Origin of the sequence: Sphingomonas phyllosphaerae (genome assembly GCF_036946485.1) — a bacterium.
Taxonomy (GTDB): Bacteria; Pseudomonadota; Alphaproteobacteria; order Sphingomonadales; family Sphingomonadaceae; genus Sphingomonas; species Sphingomonas phyllosphaerae_E.
The window spans coordinates 382671-405695 of record NZ_JAQIJA010000001.1 but is presented as its reverse complement, the minus strand read 5'-3'; the positions used below and the strand labels follow the sequence as shown (position 1 = coordinate 405695).

Annotated in this window: 17 protein-coding genes; 6 read left to right on the top strand and 11 right to left on the bottom strand. The window is 66.3% G+C overall.

All coding sequences use genetic code 11. The features are described 5' to 3' along the window. Positions 1 to 65: 65 nt before the first annotated feature. The gene (locus tag PGN16_RS01815; RefSeq protein WP_335307695.1) at positions 66 to 995 is read right to left on the bottom strand and encodes a LysR family transcriptional regulator; all 930 of its coding nucleotides are present in this window, start codon (positions 993 to 995) and stop codon (positions 66 to 68) included. Positions 996 to 1087: 92 nt separating this feature from the next. Here PGN16_RS01815 and PGN16_RS01810 point away from each other — a divergent pair, with 92 nt between their 5' ends. Next, entirely contained in the window at positions 1088 to 1951 is an 864-nt protein-coding gene (locus PGN16_RS01810; RefSeq protein WP_335307694.1) for an aldo/keto reductase family oxidoreductase, read from the top strand. Here the strand turns inward: PGN16_RS01810 and PGN16_RS01805 are convergent, their stop codons facing one another. After that, a complete protein-coding gene (locus tag PGN16_RS01805; protein WP_335307693.1) occupies positions 1952 to 2263 on the bottom strand; it encodes an ArsR/SmtB family transcription factor in 312 nt (103 codons plus the stop codon). A 131-nt stretch (positions 2264 to 2394) separates the two neighbouring features. Between PGN16_RS01805 and PGN16_RS01800 the strand changes: the two genes are divergently transcribed. After that, complete coding sequence (locus tag PGN16_RS01800) at positions 2395 to 3129, top strand: SDR family oxidoreductase (protein ID WP_335307692.1); 735 nt, start codon at positions 2395 to 2397, stop codon at positions 3127 to 3129. Positions 3130 to 3176: 47 nt separating this feature from the next. Here the strand turns inward: PGN16_RS01800 and PGN16_RS01795 are convergent, their stop codons facing one another. Continuing rightward, on the bottom strand, positions 3177 to 3902 hold the full coding sequence (locus PGN16_RS01795; protein WP_335307691.1) for an SDR family oxidoreductase: 726 nt from the start codon (positions 3900 to 3902) through the stop codon (positions 3177 to 3179). Between the two features lie 149 nt (positions 3903 to 4051). Here PGN16_RS01795 and PGN16_RS01790 point away from each other — a divergent pair, with 149 nt between their 5' ends. Next, the gene (locus PGN16_RS01790) at positions 4052 to 4948 is read left to right on the top strand and encodes an AraC family transcriptional regulator (RefSeq protein ID WP_335307690.1); all 897 of its coding nucleotides are present in this window, start codon (positions 4052 to 4054) and stop codon (positions 4946 to 4948) included. Between the two features lie 608 nt (positions 4949 to 5556). Here PGN16_RS01790 and PGN16_RS01785 read toward each other — a convergent pair. From PGN16_RS01785 to PGN16_RS01760, 6 genes are all read right to left on the bottom strand, one after another. Then, on the bottom strand, positions 5557 to 7464 hold the full coding sequence (locus PGN16_RS01785) for a sensor histidine kinase (RefSeq protein ID WP_335307688.1): 1908 nt from the start codon (positions 7462 to 7464) through the stop codon (positions 5557 to 5559). 140 nt (positions 7465 to 7604) lie between these two features. Continuing rightward, positions 7605 to 10832: an efflux RND transporter permease subunit gene (locus PGN16_RS01780; protein ID WP_335307686.1), complete on the bottom strand. Its 3228-nt coding sequence runs from the start codon at positions 10830 to 10832 to the stop codon at positions 7605 to 7607. A gap of 3 nt (positions 10833 to 10835) precedes the next feature. Next, positions 10836 to 11993, bottom strand: a complete 1158-nt coding sequence (locus tag PGN16_RS01775; protein ID WP_335307685.1) for an efflux RND transporter periplasmic adaptor subunit — start codon at positions 11991 to 11993, stop codon at positions 10836 to 10838. Next, positions 11990 to 13252 (bottom strand): TolC family protein, encoded by a 1263-nt coding sequence (locus PGN16_RS01770; protein ID WP_335307683.1) that lies wholly within the window; start codon positions 13250 to 13252, stop codon positions 11990 to 11992. Before PGN16_RS01770 ends, PGN16_RS01775 begins: the two co-directional genes overlap by 4 nt. Before the next feature lie 54 nt (positions 13253 to 13306). Next, positions 13307 to 13639, bottom strand: a complete 333-nt coding sequence (locus tag PGN16_RS01765; RefSeq protein ID WP_335307682.1) for a hypothetical protein — start codon at positions 13637 to 13639, stop codon at positions 13307 to 13309. 11 nt (positions 13640 to 13650) lie between these two features. Next, the gene (locus PGN16_RS01760; RefSeq protein WP_335307681.1) at positions 13651 to 14301 is read right to left on the bottom strand and encodes a cation transporter; all 651 of its coding nucleotides are present in this window, start codon (positions 14299 to 14301) and stop codon (positions 13651 to 13653) included. Between the two features lie 70 nt (positions 14302 to 14371). Between PGN16_RS01760 and PGN16_RS01755 the strand changes: the two genes are divergently transcribed. Next, on the top strand, positions 14372 to 14773 hold the full coding sequence (locus PGN16_RS01755) for a MerR family transcriptional regulator (protein ID WP_335307680.1): 402 nt from the start codon (positions 14372 to 14374) through the stop codon (positions 14771 to 14773). Between the two features lie 878 nt (positions 14774 to 15651). Here the strand turns inward: PGN16_RS01755 and PGN16_RS01750 are convergent. Further along, positions 15652 to 17802 carry a FecR family protein gene (locus tag PGN16_RS01750; RefSeq protein WP_335307679.1) on the bottom strand — a complete coding sequence of 717 codons (2151 nt, stop codon included), beginning with the start codon at positions 17800 to 17802 and terminating at the stop codon, positions 15652 to 15654. A gap of 179 nt (positions 17803 to 17981) precedes the next feature. On the opposite strand from PGN16_RS01750, the gene PGN16_RS01745 reads away from it, so the two are divergent. Next, on the top strand, positions 17982 to 19628 hold the full coding sequence (locus tag PGN16_RS01745) for a ShlB/FhaC/HecB family hemolysin secretion/activation protein (protein WP_335307678.1): 1647 nt from the start codon (positions 17982 to 17984) through the stop codon (positions 19626 to 19628). Next, positions 19628 to 21910, top strand: a complete 2283-nt coding sequence (locus PGN16_RS01740) for a putative bifunctional diguanylate cyclase/phosphodiesterase (protein ID WP_335307677.1) — start codon at positions 19628 to 19630, stop codon at positions 21908 to 21910. Before PGN16_RS01745 ends, PGN16_RS01740 begins: the two co-directional genes overlap by 1 nt. A gap of 5 nt (positions 21911 to 21915) precedes the next feature. Here the strand turns inward: PGN16_RS01740 and PGN16_RS01735 are convergent, their stop codons facing one another. Then, on the bottom strand, positions 21916 to 22950 hold the full coding sequence (locus tag PGN16_RS01735) for a LacI family DNA-binding transcriptional regulator (protein WP_335307676.1): 1035 nt from the start codon (positions 22948 to 22950) through the stop codon (positions 21916 to 21918). Positions 22951 to 23025 lie beyond the last annotated feature (75 nt).

Below are 23025 nucleotides of genomic sequence, written 5' to 3'. Positions count from 1 at the left end.
AGCCGTCCCCAACCCGACCGACGTCTGCCATTCAAGAGACCGGGCGAGCGGAAATCCTTCTTTCCTCACCTGATTTGATAGGCAGCCGGGACCGCATCCGAGCTTTGAATAAAATCGAGAAAGGCACGTAGCGGCGGGGGCACGAGGCGACGGCCGGAATAATAAAGAAAAGGGCCGGAAAAGGACTGCCACCACGTCGGCAGCACCGCTTCCAGGGCGCTTTCGGCCAGCAAGGGCCGAAGCCAATCCTCGAACAGGTGAATGATCCCACCGCCTGCGACCGCCACATCGACCAGCAGGTCCACTGCGCCGGCAACACCGGCGATCAACGGCCCCTGCGGCTCGATCCGCATGATCTCACCGTCACGCTCGAACTCCCACGGACTGGTGAGCGCACCGCTGCTGAACCGGCCGCGCAGACAGGCATGGTCGAGCAGGTCGCGCGGGTGGTCCGGCCGCCCGCGCGCATCGAGATAGGCCGGTGCCGCCGCCGTCGCGAAGCGCTGGACGCGCGGGCCGATCGGCACCGCGATCATGTCCTGCTCCAGCCGCTCGTCATAGCGGATGCCCGCATCGCAGCCCGACGCCACCATATCGACGAAGCCGTCCTCGGCGACGATCTCGACCTGAATGTCCGGATAGGCAGCGAGGAAGCCGGGCAGGATCGCCGGCAGCACCAGCCGCGCCGCGCTGACCGGCACGTTGAGCTTGAGCGTCCCCGCCGGCCGGTCGCGGAACAGGTTCACGACATCGAGCGCCGCCTCCACCTCGCCCAGCGCCGGCGCCAGACGTTCGATCAGCCGGGTCCCCGCCTCGGTCGGCACGACGCTGCGCGTGGTGCGGTGGAGCAGCCGGACGCCCAACCGCGCCTCCAATCGCCGCACCGCTTCGCTCAGCGTCGAGGCGCTCGACCCGACGGTGCGCGCAGCGTCGCGGAACCCCCGCGCCTGTGCGACCGTCAGGAACGCGTTGAGATCGGCAAGGTCAGCCTTCATCGTTCGGTTTTCCGTACAGCCCGTGCGGATCACTCCGGCTTATCGCCATGATCCGCAAGCCGTATCTCGGTGCCAACACAGGAGACAAGACGATGACGATCGATCAGGCTGGCACCTATTCCTTCGCCGGACGCGACGTGAAGCGGCTCGGCTATGGCGCAATGCAACTCGCCGGACCCGGCGTGTTCGGCCCGCCGCGCGACCGGGATGCGGCACTCGCCGTGCTGCGCGCCGCTATTGCGGCGGGGGTCAATCACATCGACACGAGCGACTTCTACGGCCCGCATGTCACCAACCGGCTGATCCGCGAAGCGCTGTCCCCCTATTCCGACAATCTAATGATCGTGACCAAGATCGGCGCGCGGCGCGGCGACGATGCATCCTGGCTCCCCGCGTTCGCACCGGGCGAACTGGCCCGTGCGGTTGAGGCCAATCTGACGAACCTCGGGCTGGAGACGCTCGATGTCGTCAACCTGCGCCTGATGTTCGATGTCCACGGGCCGGCGGAAGGGTCGCTGGTCGCGCCATTGAAGGCGGTGGCGGATCTCCAGCGTCAGGATCTGGTGCGGCATATCGGCCTCAGCAACGTGACGCCGACGCAACTGGAGGAAGCCCGCGACATCGCCACGATCGTCTGCGTGCAGAACCAATACAACCTCGCCCACCGCGGCGACGATAGCTTCATCGATGCGCTGGCGGCGGAGGGCATCGCCTATGTGCCCTTCTTCCCGCTCGGCGGGTTCAGCCCGCTTCAGTCGGCGACATTGTCCGACGTCGCCGCGCGACTTGAGGCAACGCCGATGCAGGTGGCACTGGCATGGCTGCTTCAGCGATCGCCCAACATCTTGCTGATCCCCGGCACCTCGTCGGTCGCGCACCTCCACGAGAACCTTGCCGCAGCCTCGCTGATGCTGCCCGAGGATGCCGTGGCCGAACTCGACGCGATCGACCGGTAATCAGGCTGGTCGGTTCGCGAGCACCGCGTCGAGCAGACCGGGAAAGCGCTGGTCGAATTCGGCGCGACGCAGCGTGTTGATCATTTCACGCCCGACCTGCGTCGTCTCGATCAGCCCCGCCGCGCGCAGCAGCTTCAGATGGTTGGACAGCGTGCTTTTCGGGATCGTCTCGCACGGCGCGGCATCGCTGCAACTCAGCCGTTCGGTCGCGGCGAGGCGCGCCACCATGGCCAGCCGATTGGGATCGGCCAGCGCGTGCAGCGCCAGATCGAGCGGAACGTCCTCCAACCGGGGATGAGTGAAGCGGGGCATATGAGCGATATAGGGAACGCCATTCGATTTAATAGTTCGACATTCTTGAACTTTTGAAGCGTCATCCCATTTACCGCCTGCCGACAGCGCACGACGGCGTGATCGCGGGCCAGCATATTTGGAGAATATCTATGTCGATTCAGGGCAGGACAGCGCTCGTCACCGGCGGATCGCGCGGCATCGGTTCGGCCATCGCCAAGCGGCTGGCGGCGGATGGCGCGACCGTGGCGATCACCTATGCCGGCAACAAAGCCGCCGCCGACGCTACCGTGGCGGCGATCGAGCGCGCGGGCGGCGCCGCCTTCGCCTTTCAGGCAAACGCCGCCGATCCCGACTCGCAGCGGGCGGGCGTCGAACAGGCCGCCGCCGCTCTGGGCGGGATCGACATTCTGGTCCACAATGCCGGCGTGGCCGAATTCTCGACCGTCACCGACGACACCGACGAGACCTACGACCGCCAGTTTGGCGTCAACGTGAAGGGCCTGCACGTCGGCACCCGCGCGGCCTTGCCGCATCTTCGCGACGGCGGCCGGATCATCCTGATCGGCAGCATCTCGGGCGAAATGGCCTTCCCCGCGACCACGGTCTACAGCGCGACCAAGGCCGCGGTAGCCGCGCTGGCACGCGGCTGGGCCAAGGATCTGGCTTCGCGCAAAATCCTGGTCAATACCGTGCAGCCGGGGCCGATCGACACCGACATGAATCCTGCCGACAGCGACTTCGCCGGACAGGTGCTGCAGGCAATTCCGCTCGGCCGCTATGGCAAGGTCGAGGAGATCGCGGGCGCGGTCGCCTTCCTCGCCGGGCCGGATGCGAGCTACATCACCGGCACGACGCTCAACATCGACGGCGGCGCGACGGCCTGACGGATGACATGGACGTGCCGGCCACAGGGGCCGGCACGCCTGTGCCTTTACATGTCCGCGGCGGTCGGGCGGACGATCACCTCGTTGATGTCGACGCCCCCGGGCTGCTCGAGCGCGTAGCGGACCGCCCGCGCGATCGCATCCGGGGTCAGCGACTTCTTCCGCCATCCGGTCAGCGCCGTCGCGACGTCGGGATCGGTGATGTCGTGGCCCAGTTCGGTCGCGACGACACCCGGTGAGATCAGCGTCGATCGAATCTCATCATGCTCCTGCCGCAACCCCTCGGTGATCGCGCGCACCGCATGTTTGGTGCCGCAATAGACCGCGGCGGTGGGCATCACCATGTGCGCGGCGACCGAGGCGACATTGACGATATGGCCACCCTTCTGCGCCACGAACCGCGGCAACACGGCCGCGATGCCGTTGAGGACGCCGTGAATATTGACGTCGACCATCCGCTTCCATTCGTCCCGCTTCAGCGCGGCGAGCGGCGACAGCGGCATGACCCCGGCATTGTTGACCAGCACGTCGATGCGACCGAACCGCGCCTCCGCGGCCTCCACGAAGGCGTCGAAGTCGGCGCCGTCCGTCACGTCGAGCGTGCGCCACGCCACCGTGTCGCCCAGTTCCGCGGCCAACGCCTGCAACCGTTCACCGCGACGCGCGCCGATGAAGAGGCGCGCGCCGGTCGCTGCCAATTCGCGCGCCGTCGCCTCGCCGATCCCGCTCGAAGCGCCAGTGATGAGGACGACCTTGTCGATGCTCGCTGTCATGATGCTTTCCTTGCCTTGATGTGACAGCCAGCAAGATGGCGCCGCAGCGTCCACCAGCGGTAGCGTGATCGTCCAAACGCTTTGCACGATCCTACAGAAGCCGCACTGCTCGCTTGCGCATGGCGACGCGCTGACGGATGACGTTCGGCATGGACCGGATCACCGAACTTGCTGCCGCCATCGATCGTCATGTCATCGGATCGGGCATTTGCACGACCGCCATGCCGCATGTGTCGCTGATCCGCGCCGATCAACCGAGCACGCCGACGCCGGCCGTCTATGAGGCGTCGCTTTGCCTGATCGCCCAGGGATCGAAGCGCGTGTCGATCGGCGATCATAGCGTTGTGTACGACGCCGCGCATTATCTCCTGGTGTCGGTCGACCTGCCTCTGGTCGGTCACGTGATCGATGCCAGCCCCGATCGCCCATATCTCTGCTGCAAGATCGACCTCGACCCGTCGATGCTGTCCGACCTGATGATGGCGGAGGGTGGAGCTGTGCCGAACACGGACCTGCCGGTACTGGGCGTCTGTCCTAGCGACCCCCACCTGATCGACGCCGCATGTCGGCTGGTCGGGCTGCTCGACCGGCCGGAAACGATCCGCGTCCTTGCGCCACTGATCGAGCGGGAGATCCTCTACCGCCTGCTCACGGGGCCGCACGGACCAATGCTACGCCACCTCGCCACGGCAGGCAGTCACCTCAACCAGATCAGCCGCGCCATCGCCGCGATCCGCCGCCGGTTCGACGCGCCGATCCGCATCGATGAGGTCGCTGCCGAGGCAGGAATGAGTTCCTCCTCGCTGCACGCGCATTTCAAGGCGATCACGCGCATGACGCCGCTCGAATATCAGAAGCAGTTGCGTCTGCAGGAAGCACGACGATTGATGCTGGTCGGCGGGGCTACGGCGGGCACAGCGGGGTTCGCGGTCGGCTATGAAAGCCCATCACAGTTCAGCCGCGAATATCGCCGCCTCTTCGGTGCGCCACCGCGCCAGGACATCGAACGGCTGCACGCCGCCCCTTCGGAGAGTATGGCCCTCTGATTTTCGCCAACGCTGGCATTGGCTTATCGCGCTAGCGACGCGAATGAGGCTCTCCGCTGGCGTTCGTCGCCAAAACAGACATAACGATCAGACCGCATTTCAATTCCGTCGCCAGACCTCCCTAGGCCAGGCGTTTGTTCAGGCGATTACGCTCGCCCCCTCAACCGCTTCGTGCAGGCGCAGTTCCCAGCTATACTGGTCCTGTCGCGAAGGGATGTAGTAGGAGAACTGGGCGCGCAAGCTGGTGCCAGTGCGCAGACAAATCTGCTCCAGCAATAAGCCCGAAAATTGGCGAAGTCGGCAATGACGCGTATCGGGATCGTGTCGTACGGCTTGAACAGCAGCTGCCCGCGCTCGGCCTGCGTGCCGATCGTGTTGGCGGCGCGGTGGGCGGGAAGCTGCGATCTAGCTACGCACGCTGATCCTCATGATGACCCTTCGGCTGGGTTATCACCGGGCCTTATCGTGATCGGCTCCGATCGGTTATCCTGCCAGCGCTCCTTAGCCAATCCGCAACCATCATCGGAACGACCGGGAGCACCTTTCCCGAGTCAAAATCGAGAGAGATAAGTCCTCTCGAAGGCCGTAATCTCGCGCTTTCAAGCACTCTATAGCGCGCTTTCCGTCGGAACGATTGCCGTGATGGTGCACGTCAGCCCTTCCGGCGCGAAATCGAGCTGCACCGGGCCGCCGAGATCCGCCGACAGCGCGCGCTCGATCAACTTCGATCCGAAGCCGCGTCGGGACGGGAGGGTCACCGGCGGACCATCACGTTCCATCCACACGATGTGGAGCGTGCCGGGGGCACTCGCGTCCGCCGCCCACCGGATCGCCACCCGCCCGGTGTCGTTGGAAAGTGCCCCGTACTTTACGGCATTCGTGCACAGCTCGTGCAGGGCGAGCGCCAGCGATACCGCGATCGGGGGCGGGAGCAGGATGTCCGGGCCGTGGATCTCGATCCGGCCTCGATCGGCGCCGCAGCCCGGTCCGGCGACATCGGCGACAAGCGCGGGCAACGACACCGACGTCCAATCCTGGGTGACCAGCAGATGATGTGCCGCCGCGACGGCGGCTAGGCGCGATTCGAACGCCTGTCGCGCCTCGGGCGTGGCCTGATCGCCGCGAAAGGATTGTTGCGCCAGGCTCTGCACCACCGCGAGCGTGTTCTTCACCCGGTGGTTAAGCTCATCCAGCATCAGGCGCTGGCGGGCCTCGGCGCGTTTGCGGTCGGTGATGTCGAGTGACGCGGTCGCATAGCGCGGCCTCTCGGCCGGGCTGCCCGCGATCGGGCTGATCGTGACCATGAACCATCGCGTCCCGCTCGCCGTTTCGAGCGCCATTTCCATGCTCGACGGCCGGCCGCCCCTCTCGACCATTGCGATCTGTTCGATCAGGGCTTCGCTTGCACTTGTCGGCCAGGCGTCGCGCACGTCCACGCCGATCAGATCGGCGCGGCCCAGCAGCCGGGCGAGCGCGGCATTGGCATTCTCATACCGGAAGGAAGGCTCGCGCCGTTCGATGATCGAGGCGAACAGGCCCTCGGTGTCGAAGAACGCACGGAGCGTCGCCTCGCTCTCGCGCAATGCTTCGGCGGCTTCGCGCTCGGAGACGAAGCCGTCGAGCTGGCGTGTGCCCCAAAGCGCCAGCGCGGCGAGCAGCACCACCGTTACTGCTGTGGTAAACGCGATACGGAAATCTGCGGGATACAGGCCGATCTCGGAGCCGCGCAGCGCGAGCGCGGCCACGACGACCGGCACGACGACGACGACGGGAAGAAGCCAGCGCGCGGCCGAAGCGGCAATGCTGCGGCCGATCAGCAGGCTGACCCAACCGCCCCCCGGCCGCAGCGCCAGGGCGGCGACCGACAAGCCGCCCAGGCCGCACGCCGTCGGTATCGACATCTGCGTGAAGCCGAGGACCCCCGTCAGCGGCGCGACACCGTAGAGATGACTGAGCAGCGTCACCGTGACGAGGAGAAGGACCGTGGTCGCGCACGCGGACAGAACCCGACCTGCGGCACGGCTCGGTGATCGCAACGACAGAAGCGCGATCGCAATCAGGAGGAAGGCAAAGGCGGTCGGCTCCGCCATGCGTCCGGGATGCGCATAGGTGGCGGGCTGCCGGTCGACGGCGGCCCCGAACAGGAGGTGGTCCGTCCCGAGATCATGACCGGTCCAGTGCTGGAGCAAGGTTTGCAGCACGATGGCGAGCACGAGAGCGGCGATCGATCGCGTCGCCCCGACAAATCTCGCACGATGGTTGGCAAGCAGAATGCCCATCGCGGCCAGAATGGCCGTCAGGGCGGTGATGGGTTGCATCGCGCTACCGGCGGCATAAACCCTGGTGAGGGTGGGAAGGTCGACCGCCCAGCCGATCAGCGCGGTCGCGCCGATTGCGGCCGCCAGCATAGCCCCCACCGTGGCCACGATGTGCAAGCGCGATGCGGCGCTGGACTGTCCCGGCACCGGCACGCCCGGCCGGTCCGCGGCGACCGCAATCTTCATCTCGAACGTCAAGCCCCCCTTCGGCCCGCGCTACTCAATCGGCGTGGACCGGCACAATGATACACATCTATTGTCGAGCGGATTAGCTTCAAGCCGCTGACTTGGATCGACATTGCTTGTGCCATCCTTGCGGCGGGCGTGATCGCGTCTGCTCATGCTGGCTTGTCCTGAAACCGAGAGTCATTCGATACCGGCAGCTCCCCATCTGCCGGTATCCACCCGCCGAAGCGGGCATAGAGGGTGGGTAGGACGAACAGCGTCAGCAACGTCGCTGAAATGAGTCCGCCAATCACGACGGTCGCCAGCGGCTTCTGCACCTCGGCGCCGGCACCGTGGCCAAGCGCCATCGGTACGAAGCCGAGCGATGCGACCAGTGCCGTCATGGCCACCGGCCGTAGGCGTGCCAGTGCCCCGTCATGCGCCGCCCGCGCCCGGTCCATGCCCTGACGCATCAGGTCATGGATGGAGGACACCATCACCAGCCCGTTGAGGACGGCGATACCCGACAAAGCGATGAAGCCAACTGCCGCGGAGATGGAAAAGGGCATGCCGCGCAGGAACAGTGCCAGCACACCGCCGACCAGCGCCAGCGGAACGCCCGTGAACACCAGCGCCGCGTCGCGGACCGATCCCAGTGCCCCGTAGAGCAGGAGCATGATGACCGCGAAGCAGATCGGCACGACGATCATGAGCCGGTCGCGTGCCGATGCCAGGTTCTCGAACTGGCCGCCCCATTCCAGATAGGTGCCCGGCGACAGCTTCACCTTGGCCGCGATCGTCGCCTGCGCATCGGCGACGACGCTCGCCACGTCGCGGTCCCGCACGTTGGCCTGCACCACCACACGACGTTTGCCGTTCTCCCGGCTGATCTGGTTGGGGCCGTCGACAACGGCGATGTCCGCGACCGTCGAGAGGGGCACGAAGGCGCCGCTCGATGTCGGCACCGGCACCTGGGCCACCTCCGTCAGGTCCGATCGCGCGCTTTCGGCAAGGCGGATCACGACGGGAAAGCGCCGGTCGCCCTCGAAGATCACGCCCGCCTCACGGCCCCCGATCGCTGCCGCCACGGTGTCCTGCACGTCGCCGGCCGTGACCCCGATCCGCGCCATCGCCATGCGATTGGGGCGGATATCGAGCATCGGCAGACCTTCGGTCTGTTCGACCCTCACATCCGCCGCGCCTGCGGTGTTGCGCAACACGTCGGCGATGCGATCGGCGGTCGCGTTCATGGCGCCGAAGTCGTCGCCGAACACCTTCACGGCGATGTCGCCGCGCACGCCCGCGATCAGCTCGTTGAACCGCATCTGGATGGGCTGGGTGATTTCGTAGGCGTTGCCCGGGAGCGTCGACAGACGCTTCTCCATGCGCTCGATCAGCTCTTCCTTGGGCAGACCCGGATTCGGCCATTCGCTCCTCGGCTTCATGATGACGAAAGTGTCGGTCGCGTTCGCCGGCATCGGATCGCTGGCGATTTCCGAGGTGCCGGTCCGTGAGAAGGCGAACCGGACCTCCGGTTGCCGCGCCAGCATCTTCTCGACCTGGAACTGCATGGCCTGGCTCTGGTCGACCGACGTTCCGGGGATGCGCACCGCCTGAACGAGAATGTTGCCCTCGTCGAGCTGCGGCAGGAACTCCTGTCCGAGCGTCGTGAAGGCCGCTGCCGCCAGCGCCAGCGCCCCGATCGCGACGCCCACCGTCATGGTCGGGCGCCGTATCGCCTTGCCAAGACCCGGCGCATAGCGGCGCCGCAGCCACCCGATGATCCGGCTTTCCTTCTCGTCGATGCGCTTGCTGAGCCAAATCGCGATGGCCGCGGGCACGAAGGTGAGCGAGAGGATGAAGGCGAACACGAGCGCGATGATGACGGTGAGCGCCATCGGCTCGAACATCTTGCCCTCGACGCCGGAGAAGGTGAGCAGCGGCGCGTAGACGAGGATGATGATTGCCTGCCCATAGACGGACGGGCGGATCATCTCGCGGGCGGAAGCCGCGACGATCGCCAGCCTGTCGCCAAGCGGTAGCGGCTCGTCACGGCCGTGCTGCGCGTCACCAAGGCGGCGCAAGGCATTCTCGACGATGATGACGGCGCCATCGACGATCAGGCCGAAGTCGAGCGCGCCGAGGCTCATCAGGTTCGCCGACACCCCCGCCCGAAGCATGCCGATGCTGGTGAGCAGCATGGTGATCGGGATGACCAGCGCCGCGATCAGCGCAGCGCGAATATTGCCGAGCAGCAGGAACAGCACCACGATGACCAGCAACGCGCCCTCGGCAAGGTTGCGGGCAACCGTTGCGATGGTCGCATTGACCAGCTCGGTGCGGTTCATCACCGGCTTCACGACCACATCGACCGGAAGCGAGGCGCCGATCTCCTCCAGCCGTTTGGCCACGCCCGTCGACGCGGTACGGCTGTTCTCGCCGATCCGCATGACGGCCGTCCCGACCACCACCTCGCGGCCGTTCTCGGATGCGGACCCCATGCGCAGCGCCTGACCCGTCCTGACCGTCGCGATCTGGCTGAGCAGGATCGGCACGCTCTCGCGGGTGGCAACGACGGTGCGGGCCAATTCGTCGGCATTGCGGATGCGACCATCGGCGCGCACGGCCAATCCTTCGCCGTTGCGATTGACGACGCCTGCGCCCGCGCTGGTGTTGTTCCGCTCCAGCGCCGTGGCGAGGTCCTGGAGGCTGATCCGCATCGCCGCCATGCGCTGGATGTCGGGGACGACGAGATACTGCTTGGTATAGCCGCCAAGCGAGTCGACGCCGGCAAGGCCGGCGCTGCTCTTCAACTGCGGCGTGACGATCCAGTCCTGAACCGTCCGGAGATAGGTCGCCTTGTCCGGTTCGCTGACGAGGTGATCGCCCTCGGGCGTGATGTAGCTGCCATCCTTTTGCAGCCCCGGCTCGCCGTTGCGGTGATTGACCTGATCGAGTTCGCGAAACTCGACCGTCCACATGAAGATGTCGCCGAGCCCGGTCGCGATCGGCCCCATCTCGGGGTTCACGCCGTCGGGCAGGCTCTCCTCGGCGGTACGCAGCCGCTCCGCCACCTGTTGGCGGGCGAAGTAGATGTCGGTGCCCTCATCGAACACCGGCGTCACCTGGGCGAAGCCGTTGCGGCTGAGCGAGCGGGTATATTCAAGGCCGGGAATGCCGGCGAGCGCGGTTTCGACGGTAAAGGCGACCTGCTTTTCGATCTGGTCGGGCGAGAGGGCCGGCGCGACGACGTTGATCTGGACCTGGTTGTTGGTGATGTCGGGAACGGCGTCGATCGGCAGCCGCTGAAGGGCGAAGATGCCCGCGAGCGCGACGGAGACGGTGAGAAGCAGGACGAGCCATCGCTTCTCGACGGCGAAGGTGACGATGCGACCGATCATGGCTCAGTCCTCGTCCTTCGCTTCGCCCTTGCCGAGTTCGGCCTTGAGCGTGAAGCTGTTGGTGGACGCGATCCGCTCGTCGCCGGTGAGGCCGGAGGTGACCGTGACAGTGCCGCCGTTGGTGCGCCCGAGCGTCACTGACGTCGCCTTGAAGCCGTTGGTCGTCCGCACGAACACGAACGGCTTGTCGCCGATCATCTGGACAGCCGCGGAAGGGACCGCGATCGAGCGGTCTCCGGTCGCTGGCAACAGAATGGAGGCGGTCACCGTCTCGCCGATGCGCCACTGCCCGCGGCTATTGTCGATGGTGGCGATCACCGGCACCAACCGCGTCGTCTCGTCGAGGATCGGCGACACGAATGTCACACGCGCTTCCTGGCGACGGCCAGCCGAGACGACCTCCACCCGCGTGCCCGGACGCACCCGGCCGGCATCTGCGGGCACGAGCGATGTCGTGATCGTCACCTTCGACAGATTGGCGACCCGGAACAGCTCCGCGTCGGCCGCGACCTGCTGGCCGAGCGTCGCGGATCGCGCGATGACCTGACCGGCGATCGGCGAACGGACGGCGATGCGATTGAGGGCACCGCCACCCCCGCCGGTGGCGGAAAGCTGCTGCTGCGCAAGCCGGAGCGCGATGCTCGCCTCGGCCGCTGCGGTGCGCGCCGCAACAAGGTCCTGTTCGGGGGAGACGCGCTCCGAGAACAGGCGCTGCTCGCGACGCAGGTTGGATTGAGCAAGGCTCGAACGGGCACGTGCGGCCTCTACCTCGCCCTTCAGCGACGCCGCCTCACGGCTCTCGACGATCGCCAGCGTTTCGCCGCGGCCGACAGGCTGCCCAAGATTTCTGGTCAGCGACACCAGTCGCCCACCGATCGCCGCGGACACGACCTGAACGCCCTGCGGGTCACCCTCGATGGTGGCCGGGATCTCGATCGCACCGGCAACCCCGCCGATGGTGGGGCGCGTTACCTCGATGCCGGCATCGGCGATCTGCTGGGTGGAAAGCACGGCGGTATTCGGATCGCCGGGCTTCTCGGCACCTTCTGCCTTCTCCGTTTCCGCCTTCTCTCCGCCTTCGTCAGTTTTGGCAGGGCCTCCGCATGCCGCCAGCATGGCGGCAAGGGTCAGCGGCGCGAACGCCCGGATCATCTTCTTCATCGATCGTCTTCCGTGACTGTGGGCGCCGGCGTCGTCAGCCGCTCGAGGCGCGCCTGTGCGTCGTGGTAGGCGGCGAGCGCGTCGATCGCGGCCGTCCTGGTGTCGGAAAGGGTACGTTCGGCATCGAGCAAATCGAGCTGCCCGAACTTGCCCTCGCGGTAGCCGATGCGCGCGATCCGGGCCGCTTCCTGTGCGGCCGCGAGCGCGGGGCCGCTGGCGTTACGTGCCGTCGTGGCAGCGTTCGCCGCGTCCGCCTGTGCCCGGGCGATGGCCTGCTCCGCGTCGAGCAGCGCCAAACGTCGCAGGGCGTCCGCCTGGTCGCGCTGGGCTGTGGAGACATCGACCGCTGCACGGCCGCGGTTGAACGCGGCGAGAGGAATCGAGACGCCGAAGACGGCCGCGACATCGTTCGTCTGTTCGAGACGGCGTGCGCTGGCACTGACCGTCACATCGGGAACCCGCTGGCTGCGGGCGAGCCGGATCTGTGCGCTCGCGGTCGACAGGTCCGCACGAGCTGCCGCCGCTGCGAGGGTCGTGCCCGCTGTCACCGGGCGTGGCGGCCCTGCGCTCTCGACCCGATCGAACCAGCGTAGGTCCAGCGCGGTGACAGGCGTGTTCAGGAGGCGCGCCAAATTACCGGACGCGACGTCCGCCGATCGCTTGGCCCGTTCCGCCGCCCCCTCAGCGGCGATCCGGGCAACATCCGCCCGCTGCTCTTCGAGCGGCGACGCGCGTCCCGCGCGCACCCGAACCTGAGCGGCGCGCAAGGCTTCGGCTGCGATGCCGACCTGCGCGCGCGCGATGACGAGCCGGCGCTCGGCTGCGCTGGCCTCGTTATACGCCTGCGTCACCCGAAGCCGTAGATCGGCACGGACTATCTCGGCATCGAGTGCTGCCCGGCTCAGTTGCGCCGACGCGACCGCCACTCTGGCGCCACGCTTGCCACCCAGCTCCAGCGGCAAGGCAAGGCCGACCGTCGTCTCGGATGATCGAAGGCCCTGGTAGATGCCCGATCCCGCGACGTTCTCGGTTTCGGCGACGATCGACGGATTGGGTCGAAGGTTGGCGACCCGACGCTGCGCCTCGGCTGCGCGAATAGCGGCAGCGGCTGCTTCCTGCGCAGGGGATGTGGCGCCGGCCCGGGCCAGCGCGTCGTCGAGGGTGAGAACCGGCATTGTGCCGGTGGGTGGGCTGGTCTGGGCGTGTGCCGATGAAGCACAGGCGCCTGCGGCCAAGACGGCCGCGATGATGCGCTGCATTGATGATGCTCCTGACGATACGAACCTGGGCGCATGTCGCGCCCGATCGCTGCGTCAGGCCTGGGGGGGGCGTAGCGCCTGTTCGCCGTCGTGCGATGCGATCGCCGGGAAGACGCGCACGCCGAAACTATTGCCAGCTATCTTCACCGGCGCCGTCATACGGTCGCTTAGTGGCGTTCCGACATCATGCCCGTGGCAGCTCGCATGGTGATGCGGATAGCCCTTTTCGGCATCTGCCGGCACCTGGTCGCCGTCGCCGTCGACATGCGCAAACATTTCGCTGGACGAAGCTTCCACCGACCCCACGATCTCCCTCGCATGTGCCACGCCCGACCAGCCGGTCAGCACCAGCATCAAGCAGGCAAGGAAGGGGAACAGCGCGCGCATTCGTCGCCCCCTTACCATGCTGTGATCCGTCTGTAACTCTGTGCTTCAGGCGAAGCGAGTTCGCGGCGTGCGGCAGCGATGATCTGCATGCCCCCCGAAATGCCGAGTGCGGCCATGATCCCGGCGACGATCAGGTCGGGCCATGCCGTGCCCGTCCCGAACACGCCCGCGGCGGCAAGGACGACCGCGGCGTTGCCGATCGCGTCGTTGCGCGAGCAAATCCAGACCGAGCGCATGTTCGCGTCGCCGCCGCGAAAGCGGTAAAGCATGAGCGCGACCACCCCATTGGCGATCAGCGCGGCGATCCCGACGATGCCCATGACGTGCGCCTCGGGCACCGCACCATGCCATATTCCCCAGAGGGTGATGCCGAGAACGTAAAGCCCCAAGAGCGCCAGCGTAGCGCCCTTGAGCAGCGCCGCCTTGGCGCGCCAGCCGAGCGCCATACCGGCGACGCCGAGACTGATCGCGTAGTTTGCGGCGTCGCCAAGGAAGTCGAGCGCATCGGCCTGCAATGCCCGTGAGCCGCCCATCAGCCCGGCCGCGATCTCGACCGCGAACATCGCAGCGTTGACGCCAAGCGCGATCCACAAGGCGCGGCGCCAGCGGGGATCGTTCGTCGCGCCTTTGGCGGAGGAGGCGCAGCAACTATCGCAGGCCATTGTCGTCGCCCTTCGTGGAATCGATGCGACAACCTATATGGACCCTGTAGCGGCTACAGGGTCAAGGGCGATGAGCGATCTGGCGATCGGCAAGCTGGCAAAGGCGACAGACACCAACGTCGAGACGGTGCGGTACTACGAGAAGATCGGCCTGTTGCCGGCACCGGCCCGATCGGCAGGCAATTACCGAAGCTATGACGAAAGCCATCTCCGGCGCCTGTCATTCATTCGGCGGGCGCGGGACCTCGGCTTCTCGATCGATCAAGTGCGCGAGCTGATGGCGCTGGCCGATCGGCGGGACCAATCCTGCATGGCCGTCGACGTGATCGCCAACCAGCACCGTAACGCCATCACGCGCAAGATCGCCGATCTGACGGCGCTTGCGGCCGAGCTGGATACCCTGATCGACTCCTGTAGCCGAAACACGGTTGCTGACTGCCGGATCATCGAGGCCTTAGCTCCGCAGGCATGATTTCGACGTCCTTTCGGCAATTTTCATCCGGTTTCAGTGACCGTTTTCCGGCTCTTCAAAGCCTGCGGGCGAGGAGTTGGACATGAAGAGGACGAGGCACACACCGAGGAGCAGTTTGCGATTGCGCTGAAGCAGGCGGAGGCGGGTACGTCGCTGTCGAAGGTGACCAGGCGCCTTCGATGCTGCGCATCCGTGATCTAGAGGCGACGCTCACGCGGCACGGCTACTCAAAGGTCTACATTCTGCTACGAAGGGAAAGATAGCCGTGAATTACATGGCTCGCCTGAGCCCGCCGAAGAGCGCATCTAACGGCTCTGCCGGCATGATGGACTGAGCCTATGGCTCAAGAAACCCCGGCGCAACGTCAGCGCTGTCTATTGCTACGGGCAACCTGCGGCTGCAGCGGCCGAATGAACGCCTGAAACTCACCTTCAACCCATATAAAAAACCGCGAAGGGCCGTCAAACCACAGTCAGCCTCTGACCGTCGATGAATAAAAACTCGTCCTACGTCAGAAGGCCCCAGGTAAAAGAATCAATGCTGCGCAATAACTTCCAAACCCGCTGACCTCTTGCATCTGCGGCAAACTGGTCGATGACTTCCTCGACATTCCAACACTAAGCCCCCAGAAAGATTGTAGGACTTTTTTCTTGCCAAACCCAGCCTCCCTCAGCGATGACTGCTGTGAAGCGCGATTTTGAAAGCGGCAAGCGGCAAGCGGCAAGCGGCCAGCTTGTAACAATTTAACTCCTATTTCATGGGAAAATGCAAGTCACAGGTGAATTTTCCCTTATTACATTTCAACTTCTCCGTATCGAATCGCTCTCAATAAGATATATTCAGACCTCAATGGATCGCTAAATCCGACAGGCGAGGCCTCAGGCTCCGGGTTTACCCTTCAAAACGTCCTTGATCTTATCAGCGGCATTCTCGACGCCCTTGCCAGCGTCCTTGATTGCCGCATCCTTTTCCTTAGAAGCTTGTTTGGCAGCATTCTCCGCAGCCTTCTGCGCGTCCTTGGCGGCTTTCTCCTGTTCCTTGGCTGCATCTTCGGCTACTTTCGCCGCAGCCTTTTCCGCGTCCTTCGCGGCCTTTTCAGCTTCCTTCGCAGCCTTGTCGCGGACAGACTTGTCGGCATCGGCGGCCGCCTTTTCGGCATCCTTCGCCGCTTGCTCGGCGGCCTTGTCGCGCGCGAGCTTGTCGGCTTCCTTTGCAGCCTTGTCGGCATTTGCCTTCGCGGCCTCATCCGCTGCCTTCGCGGCACGCTCGGCTGCGTCTGCGGCGGCCTTGGCGACGCGGTCTGCCTGGCGGGCAGCCTCCGCCGATGCCTTGTCGGCCGCTTCCTTGGCGGCACGCTCGGCATCTCTCGCCGCCTTGGCGACTTGATCCGCCGCATCCTTGGCGGCGTCGCGGGCCGCCTTGTCGGCCTTGGCCTTTTCCGCATCGTCCGCGGCGCGCGCAGCATCGGCGATCGCCTTCGCGGCATCTCGAGCCGCCTTGTCTGCCGCCGCCCTCGCCGCGGGATCGTTTGCACGCGCCGCTTCGGCGTCGAGACGCGTCGCCGCCTCGGTGGCAAGTCGTGCCGCTTCCTGCGCCGCCGCCTGCTGTGTCTGCTGGGCCGCCAGCACATTGGCAGCCGCTTGGGCGGCTTGAGCCAGACGCGACGCCTCGGCTTCCTGTACGGCAGCGGCCTGCGCCTGCGCCTGGGCCTGGGCCGCAGCCTGGGCGGCTGCGCGCGCATTCGCCTCGATCTGCTCTTGGACGAGCTTTGCGCTGGATGCAGCCTCGGCCTCGGCTTGCGCCTGGACGCTCACTTTGGCGAGATGCTCCGCTTCGGCTTGCGCGACCTGATCGGCGGCGGCGGCGGCGGCGCGTGCGGCCTGATCTGCGGTCGCGGCCGCGGCAAGCCTGGCCGCCGCACTCTGTTCCTGTTCGGCTTTCGCGCGTGCAGCCTCGTCGGCGGCTTTCGCGCTGGCGGCGGCCGCCGCGGTCGCGGCGCGCTCCGCATCAGCCTTCGCCTGTGCGGCCGCTGCCGCGTCAGCGCTCGTCTTCTCGGCAGCCTCTGCGGCAGCAAGCGAGGCAGACTGCTTTTCTACGATCACCGCAGCAGCTTCCACGACCCGCGTCGTCGTCGTGGTCGCCTCGTTGGCGAGCCGGGTCGCCGCCGCTACGCCCGCGATGTCGCCGCCGATCGACCCTGAGACCAAGCCGCCGGTCGTGGTGGAGAGAGATGCCGTCGGGGAATATACCGCCTGCGTCAGCGCGGGCGCCACGCCGGGCACTTGCACGCTCTCTGTAGCCACTACGACCGGCTCCGCTGGCGCGGCCCCGCCGATCGATGTGGCGCTGGCGTTCACGGGCTCCACATCTGCCTGCGCATCCGCCACGCTGCCCGTCGGTTCCGCCGGCGAAGGTACCGGTGCAGCAGGTGACGACTCTTCCGACGCAGCAGCAGCGGGCGACTCGACGATGCGTGATCGGCCATTGTCCTCGATCGTCATCCGCATCCGGTTCGACGCCGAGATCATCGCGACCGCGCCGGGGGTGACGAGATCGTGCGCCCCGCCGTCGAGCGTCGACACGTCCACCGCGCCTTCCAGGACCTGCACCGCGGTTCCCTGGTCGGACACGCCCACCGAGAAGGTCGTGCCCTTCACGACGGCGGCCAGGTACGGCGTCTTCACCTCGAAATGGGGAGTCATCTTCTTCTTGATCATGAAGACGATGTTGCCGAACTCCTCGACGACGCGGGTTACGCCGGCTGGCTGCGGCTCGGCGGGCAGGCGCAGCCGCGACGAAGGCGCGACCATCATGAACTCGGTCCCGCGCACCAGCACGGCACGGCCGCCGGGACCGGTGCTGACGGTGTCGCCAGCGCTGACCGATGTCCCGCGAGTTGCGATGGTGCTGAGCCCCGCCCGCGCGATGGTGACGGTCCCGCTCGCCTCGCTGATCGTCCAGCCCGCCGGCGCGGCGAGCGCCGGGGCGGAACAGGTGGCCGCCAGAATGGCGAGCAGGGCGCGACGCATGATGCACTCTCCGGATCGGTCACCAAACGTGCCCGAGCATCATCCCGCATGGCCGCTATATCGTTTAGGGATCCTCACCAGAGCTGGTTGAAACAGCGGTAACGCTGCCACTAAGCGCCTCAACTAAATCACAATCTTTCGCCGTCTACTGCTCAGTTTCTTGATCGGGACGGGGCTGGATGACGCGTGCAATTGGATGGTCGTTGCTGGTGGCGCTCACCTCGCAAGGGGTGCAGGCGCAGACCGCGCTCGACCGCGCTGATCCGCGCGTGATCGAAAAGACTCTGCCGCCCCCGGAGGTGCCGCAGCGTTCGATCGTGCCCGCCCCCCGGGGGCTCATCTCGTCCGTGACGAGCCCGTCGAAGGCGCTGACGGAGGTGGTGCGCGCGGTCATCATCGACGGACGCGACCGGCTTTCGCCTGCGGTATTTGCGGACCCTATCGCCGCGGTGATCGGCCGGCGGCTCGACCGGGAACAGGTAGCCGGGCTGGCCGGAGCGATCGCAGGGGTTGCACGGGCGAAGGGGTATTCGTTCGCGACAGCGCACGTGCCGGCGCAGACTCAACGCGACGGGGTGCTGCGCGTCTCGCTCGATCTCGGCAAGATCGATGCCGTGCGCGTCATAGGCGCGCGCAGCGCGACGGCGGATCGATTGCTCGGGCACGCGCTCGCGACCGGTCAGCCGGTGCAGCAGAAGCAGCTCGAGCGGGCGTTGCTATTGGTCGGCGACGTGCCCGGCGTGCGGGTCACCGACAGCCGGCTGGTGCGGCAGGACGGCTTCGGCATCCTGCTGATCACGATCGAAACCGATCGGGCCTCGGGCTATGTCCAGATCGACAATCGCGGCAGCAAGGAAGTCGGCCCGATCCGCTCGACGGCGCTCGCCACCCTGCACTCACTGGTCAACGACGGCGACGAGCTGGCGGTGATCGTGGCGCAGACGCCCTTCCAACCCAGCGAGTTTGCGTTTGCGCGGGTGCGTTACGGCACCATCATCAGCGATGATGGTCTGGTGCTGTCGGCATCCGGCTCGCTCGCCCGCACGCGTCCGGGCGGGTTCCTGCGGACGCTCGACGTGCGTGGCCGCAGTGCCGATGCCGCTCTGACGCTGCAATATCCGCTGCTCCGTACGCGTGCCCGCAGCCTGTTTGCGACGGCCGAACTGCGTGCGTTGGGCACCGATCAAGACCTCGCCGGGCGACGGCTGCGTCGCGATCGCATAGCGACGCTCACCGGCACGCTGGGCGGCAACGCGACGATGGGTGGCGGAACGCTGCGCGGGGAAGTGGCGGCACTTGCCGGCCTGCCGCTGGCTGGCGTCACCCACGCCGGTTCCCTGCTCGGGTCACGTTTCGACGGTGACGCGCGCTTCATTGCAGGCACCTATCTGATCGACTGGACGGTCGGTCTCGGCAAGCCATTCAGCATCGTCATCGCCAGCGCTGGTCAGCTCGCCTCCCGGCCGCTGCTTGCCGCGATGGAGATCGGGCTGGGTGGCCCGGCGTTCGGCCGCGGCTATGATTATGCCGAGCGGACCGGCGATCATGGCGTAATGGGTTCGCTGGAACTGCGTGCCGACATCCCGCGCATCCCCGGCAGCGTCGTCGATCGCGGCCAGCTCTATACCTTCGTTGACGGCGGAACGGTCGGCAATCGTAAGGGTGGGATCGGCGGGGGCAGCCTTGCGTCGACCGGGATCGGGATGCGCATCGGCACCGGACATTTCGACTGGATGGCAGAGGCCGCGCTGCCGCTCGGCCCGGTGCGCTTCGACACCGGTGACCGACGCCCGCGCGTCTCGTTACGCGTGTCACGCGCCTTCTGATGCGCGCGTCCAGCAACGCGTTGATTCTCGCTGCCGCCGCGTTGGTCGGCATGGCGGGGATGCTGCCCCCCATCGGCGGCCCGATCATGCGCGCGCTGGAACCGTTGCGGTTCGCGGTCCAGTCCCATGCCGCCAGTCGGCAAGTGGCGATCGTCGAGATGGATGCGCGAAGCGTCGCCGAAATCCGACGTTGGCCGTGGCCGCGTCGCCATTACGCCAAGGTCGTCGATGAGCTGCGCGAAGCCGGCGCGGCAACGATCGTCTTCGATGTCGACTTTTCCAGCGCCTCCAACCCGGTCGACGACCACGCCTTTGCCGCAGCGTTGCAGCGCGCCGATGGAAAGGTGACCCTGCCGACCTTCGGCCAACAAGCCGGCGCGCGCGATGCCCGAACGCTCGATGCCTTGCCACTCGATCTGTTCCGCCCGGATGCCGCGCTCGCCTCGGTCAGTTTCTCGCCGGACGTGGACGGGCTTGTTCGCTCGCTGCCCTTCGCGACCATCACCGCCGGGACGCCGCGCCCCTCGCTATCCGCCTATATCGCGGCACGTGCGGGCGTTGCCGACGCCAGTTACCCTGTCGATTTCTCGATCGATCCGAATACAATCCCGCGGCTCAGCTTCGTCGCTGTCGAACGCGGGGCCTTCGACCCGGCGGTCGTGCGCGGACGCAACATCCTGATCGGCGCGACCGCGATCGAGATGGGCGATCGCTACCCGGCGCCGCTCCGCGGCGTGCTGCCCGGCGTGACGATCCAGGCACTGGGTGCCGAGACGTTACTGCGCGGCGTGCCCACGCGCGGCACGCCGCTGGCTACCTTCGCACTGGCGCTGCTGTTGTGCGTACCCGGCGTTCGGGTGCGGCGTCGCGACGTGGCGGCTGGCGTCTTCGCGGTCGGGATTGTCATCCTGGCGGTCGCGGCGTTGGCAGCACAGCGTTGGCTGGCGATCTACTTCCCGCTCGGCCTCGGCTGGCTGATGCTGTCGAGCGCAGGCGGCCTGGTCGTGGCTCGCGATGTCTTCCGCCGCTTTCGCGCCGCCCGGCTCTACGACGAGGCGACCGGGCTGCCCAACCAGCGGGCGCTCGCCAGCCAGAATGGCGACCGCGCGGGCGTCGCCTGCGTCGTGCAGCTCACCAACCTCGAGGAACTGTCGGCAGTCTTCGACACGATGCAGGTGGCGCAGGGCATCGTGCGCACTGCCGAGCGACTTCGGCTGTGCAGCGCCTATGACGTGGTTTATCGCGTGCGTAGCCACCAACTTGCGTTGCTGATGCCGACGCACGAAATCGTCGAGGATCAACTCGCGACGTTGCGGACGCTACTCCTGCAGCCGGTCGAAATTGCCGGGCGCAAGGTCGATATCGCGGTTGCGCTCGGGGTGGCCGAAGACGGGGAAATGGCGGCTGCGGCCTTGGCTGCAGGCGATGCCGCCGCGGCGGGCGTCTTCTGGCGGCGTGCGGCGCTCAACCGCGACCGTCTTGAGAATGCCGTCTCGCTGATGGGCGAACTCGACGTCGCGATCGCGGCCGGGCAGATCGAGGTTCACTATCAACCCAAGCTGGCGCTTGCGAACGACCGGATCGCCAGCGCCGAAGCGCTGGTGCGATGGCGACACCCCGAACGCGGCTTCATGTCGCCGGGCGCCTTCGTTCCGCTTGCCGAACATTCCGATCGGATCGGGCCCTTGACGCTGCATGTGCTGGAGCAGGTCATGAACGACGCCGCGCGCTGGCGCGCCGCGGGTCATGAGGTGACGGCCGCGGTCAACATCTCGGCCAAGCTCCTCGATGCGCCAGCCTTCATAGCCGCGGTCGACCGGCTGCTCGATACCGCTTCGGTCGCGCCCGAGGCGCTGATCTTCGAGGTAACCGAGTCGGCGGCCATGTCCGACCCGAGCGTTGCGTCGGCAACGCTGCACCACTTCCGCGGCCGGGGCGTAGCTATATCGATGGACGATTACGGCACCGGCCAGTCTACACTCAGTTACCTTCGTGAATTGCCGCTGAGTGAGCTGAAGATCGACCGCAGCTTCGTTCAATTTGCGCATGAGCGGGAGAGCGACGCGAAGCTGGTCCGCTCCACGATTGATCTCGCTCACGCACTGGGACTGAAGGTCGTCGCCGAAGGGATCGAGGTCGCCGAAAACCTCGCTTTCCTCCGCGCTGTGCGGTGCGACTATGCGCAAGGTTATTTCATTGATCGACCGATGCCGTTTGATGCGTTCCTCAATCGGCTCGGGGACCCAGCCGAGCGTAACTCGCGCCTGGTGAAGACGGGCTGAACCACTTATATCTTTGAGAACCCTCCGTTATGACTTTGCCGCAGAAGAATCTTCAACGGCCAACGAGTTTGTACTCTCTCTAAGTATTCGCCTTTTTCAGATTTCGAGATTGACACCAGTTCGTCTGCGAGAGCAAGCCCCAGGGCGTTCAAGTCAAGCGTGAAGCAAGTCAAATCTGGCGACAAGGCCTGACACATCGGATTATCGCGCAAGCCGATCACCGCGATATCGCGGCCCGGCTCACGGCCCATGTCCCGAAGTGCACGATACGCCCCCACCGGCGCTGTTTCGCCCATCAGCAACAATGCCGACGGTGGCTGCTCCAGCGCCATCAGCTCGCGCGTCGCCGCCTCCCCGTCATGTTCGTCGGTGTCGCCGCGGTGGATCAGCGCTTCATCCGCCGCGAGCCCGGCCCTGGCAAGCGCGGCGCGATATTCGGCGACGACGATGTGGCTGTTGTTGATCGTCGCGGGAGGCGTGACCAGCCCGATCCGGCGGTGACCGTTCGCGAGCAGCAGCGCCATCGCCTCCGCCACGACGCCTTCGAAGTCGAGGTCGATCCACGAATAATCATCGATCGACGCGGTACGTCCGAGCGCGACGAAGGGAATACGACGTTCCGACAGTAACTTGATGCGAGCATCCTCATATTGCGTGCCCGACAGCAACCAGCCGTCAGCCGTCCCGCGGGCGATATGGCGGCGGAGGAACGTCTCGCCGTCCTCGCCCTTGCGCGCGAGCAGGATCACCAGATCGAGGCCGTGTTCGACCAAACCGGTCTGCACGCCTTCCAGCAGCGCCATGAAGAACGGATCGCCGTGCACCGCGCTATCGTGTTCCAGCGTCAGCATGAAACCGATGGTCGCCGTGCGCCCGATCCGCAGCGTCCGGCCGAACTGGTTGGGCGTATACCCGAGCGCAGACGCCGCCTCGAGCACGCGCTGCCGAGTTAAGGGACTGACATCCTTACGATCGTTCAGTGCGCGGGAAACCGTGCCGATCGACAAGCCCAGATGGCTGGCAAGCGCCCGAATGTCCATCCGCGCCTGATCGCTGCCGCACGTCCGCGGCGCAAGGGGGTTGACAGTCCGAACCCCGGAACGCACAAGACCGGA

What these genes read in the sequence shown, in the direction of transcription:
- PGN16_RS01815 (WP_335307695.1), bottom strand. Translation starts at nt 995, where the DNA reads ATGAAGGCTGACCTTGCCGATCTCAACGCGTTCCTGACGGTCGCACAG.
- PGN16_RS01810 (WP_335307694.1), top strand. Translation starts at nt 1,088, where the DNA reads ATGACGATCGATCAGGCTGGCACCTATTCCTTCGCCGGACGCGACGTG.
- PGN16_RS01805 (WP_335307693.1), bottom strand. Translation starts at nt 2,263, where the DNA reads ATGCCCCGCTTCACTCATCCCCGGTTGGAGGACGTTCCGCTCGATCTG.
- PGN16_RS01800 (WP_335307692.1), top strand. Translation starts at nt 2,395, where the DNA reads ATGTCGATTCAGGGCAGGACAGCGCTCGTCACCGGCGGATCGCGCGGC.
- PGN16_RS01795 (WP_335307691.1), bottom strand. Translation starts at nt 3,902, where the DNA reads ATGACAGCGAGCATCGACAAGGTCGTCCTCATCACTGGCGCTTCGAGC.
- PGN16_RS01790 (WP_335307690.1), top strand. Translation starts at nt 4,052, where the DNA reads ATGGACCGGATCACCGAACTTGCTGCCGCCATCGATCGTCATGTCATC.
- PGN16_RS01780 (WP_335307686.1), bottom strand. Translation starts at nt 10,832, where the DNA reads ATGATCGGTCGCATCGTCACCTTCGCCGTCGAGAAGCGATGGCTCGTC.
- PGN16_RS01775 (WP_335307685.1), bottom strand. Translation starts at nt 11,993, where the DNA reads ATGAAGAAGATGATCCGGGCGTTCGCGCCGCTGACCCTTGCCGCCATG.
- PGN16_RS01770 (WP_335307683.1), bottom strand. Translation starts at nt 13,252, where the DNA reads ATGCAGCGCATCATCGCGGCCGTCTTGGCCGCAGGCGCCTGTGCTTCA.
- PGN16_RS01765 (WP_335307682.1), bottom strand. Translation starts at nt 13,639, where the DNA reads ATGCGCGCGCTGTTCCCCTTCCTTGCCTGCTTGATGCTGGTGCTGACC.
- PGN16_RS01760 (WP_335307681.1), bottom strand. Translation starts at nt 14,301, where the DNA reads ATGGCCTGCGATAGTTGCTGCGCCTCCTCCGCCAAAGGCGCGACGAAC.
- PGN16_RS01755 (WP_335307680.1), top strand. Translation starts at nt 14,372, where the DNA reads ATGAGCGATCTGGCGATCGGCAAGCTGGCAAAGGCGACAGACACCAAC.
- PGN16_RS01750 (WP_335307679.1), bottom strand. Translation starts at nt 17,802, where the DNA reads ATGCGTCGCGCCCTGCTCGCCATTCTGGCGGCCACCTGTTCCGCCCCG.
- PGN16_RS01745 (WP_335307678.1), top strand. Translation starts at nt 17,982, where the DNA reads ATGACGCGTGCAATTGGATGGTCGTTGCTGGTGGCGCTCACCTCGCAA.
- PGN16_RS01740 (WP_335307677.1), top strand. Translation starts at nt 19,628, where the DNA reads ATGCGCGCGTCCAGCAACGCGTTGATTCTCGCTGCCGCCGCGTTGGTC.
- PGN16_RS01735 (WP_335307676.1), bottom strand. Translation starts at nt 22,950, where the DNA reads ATGGACATTCGGGCGCTTGCCAGCCATCTGGGCTTGTCGATCGGCACG.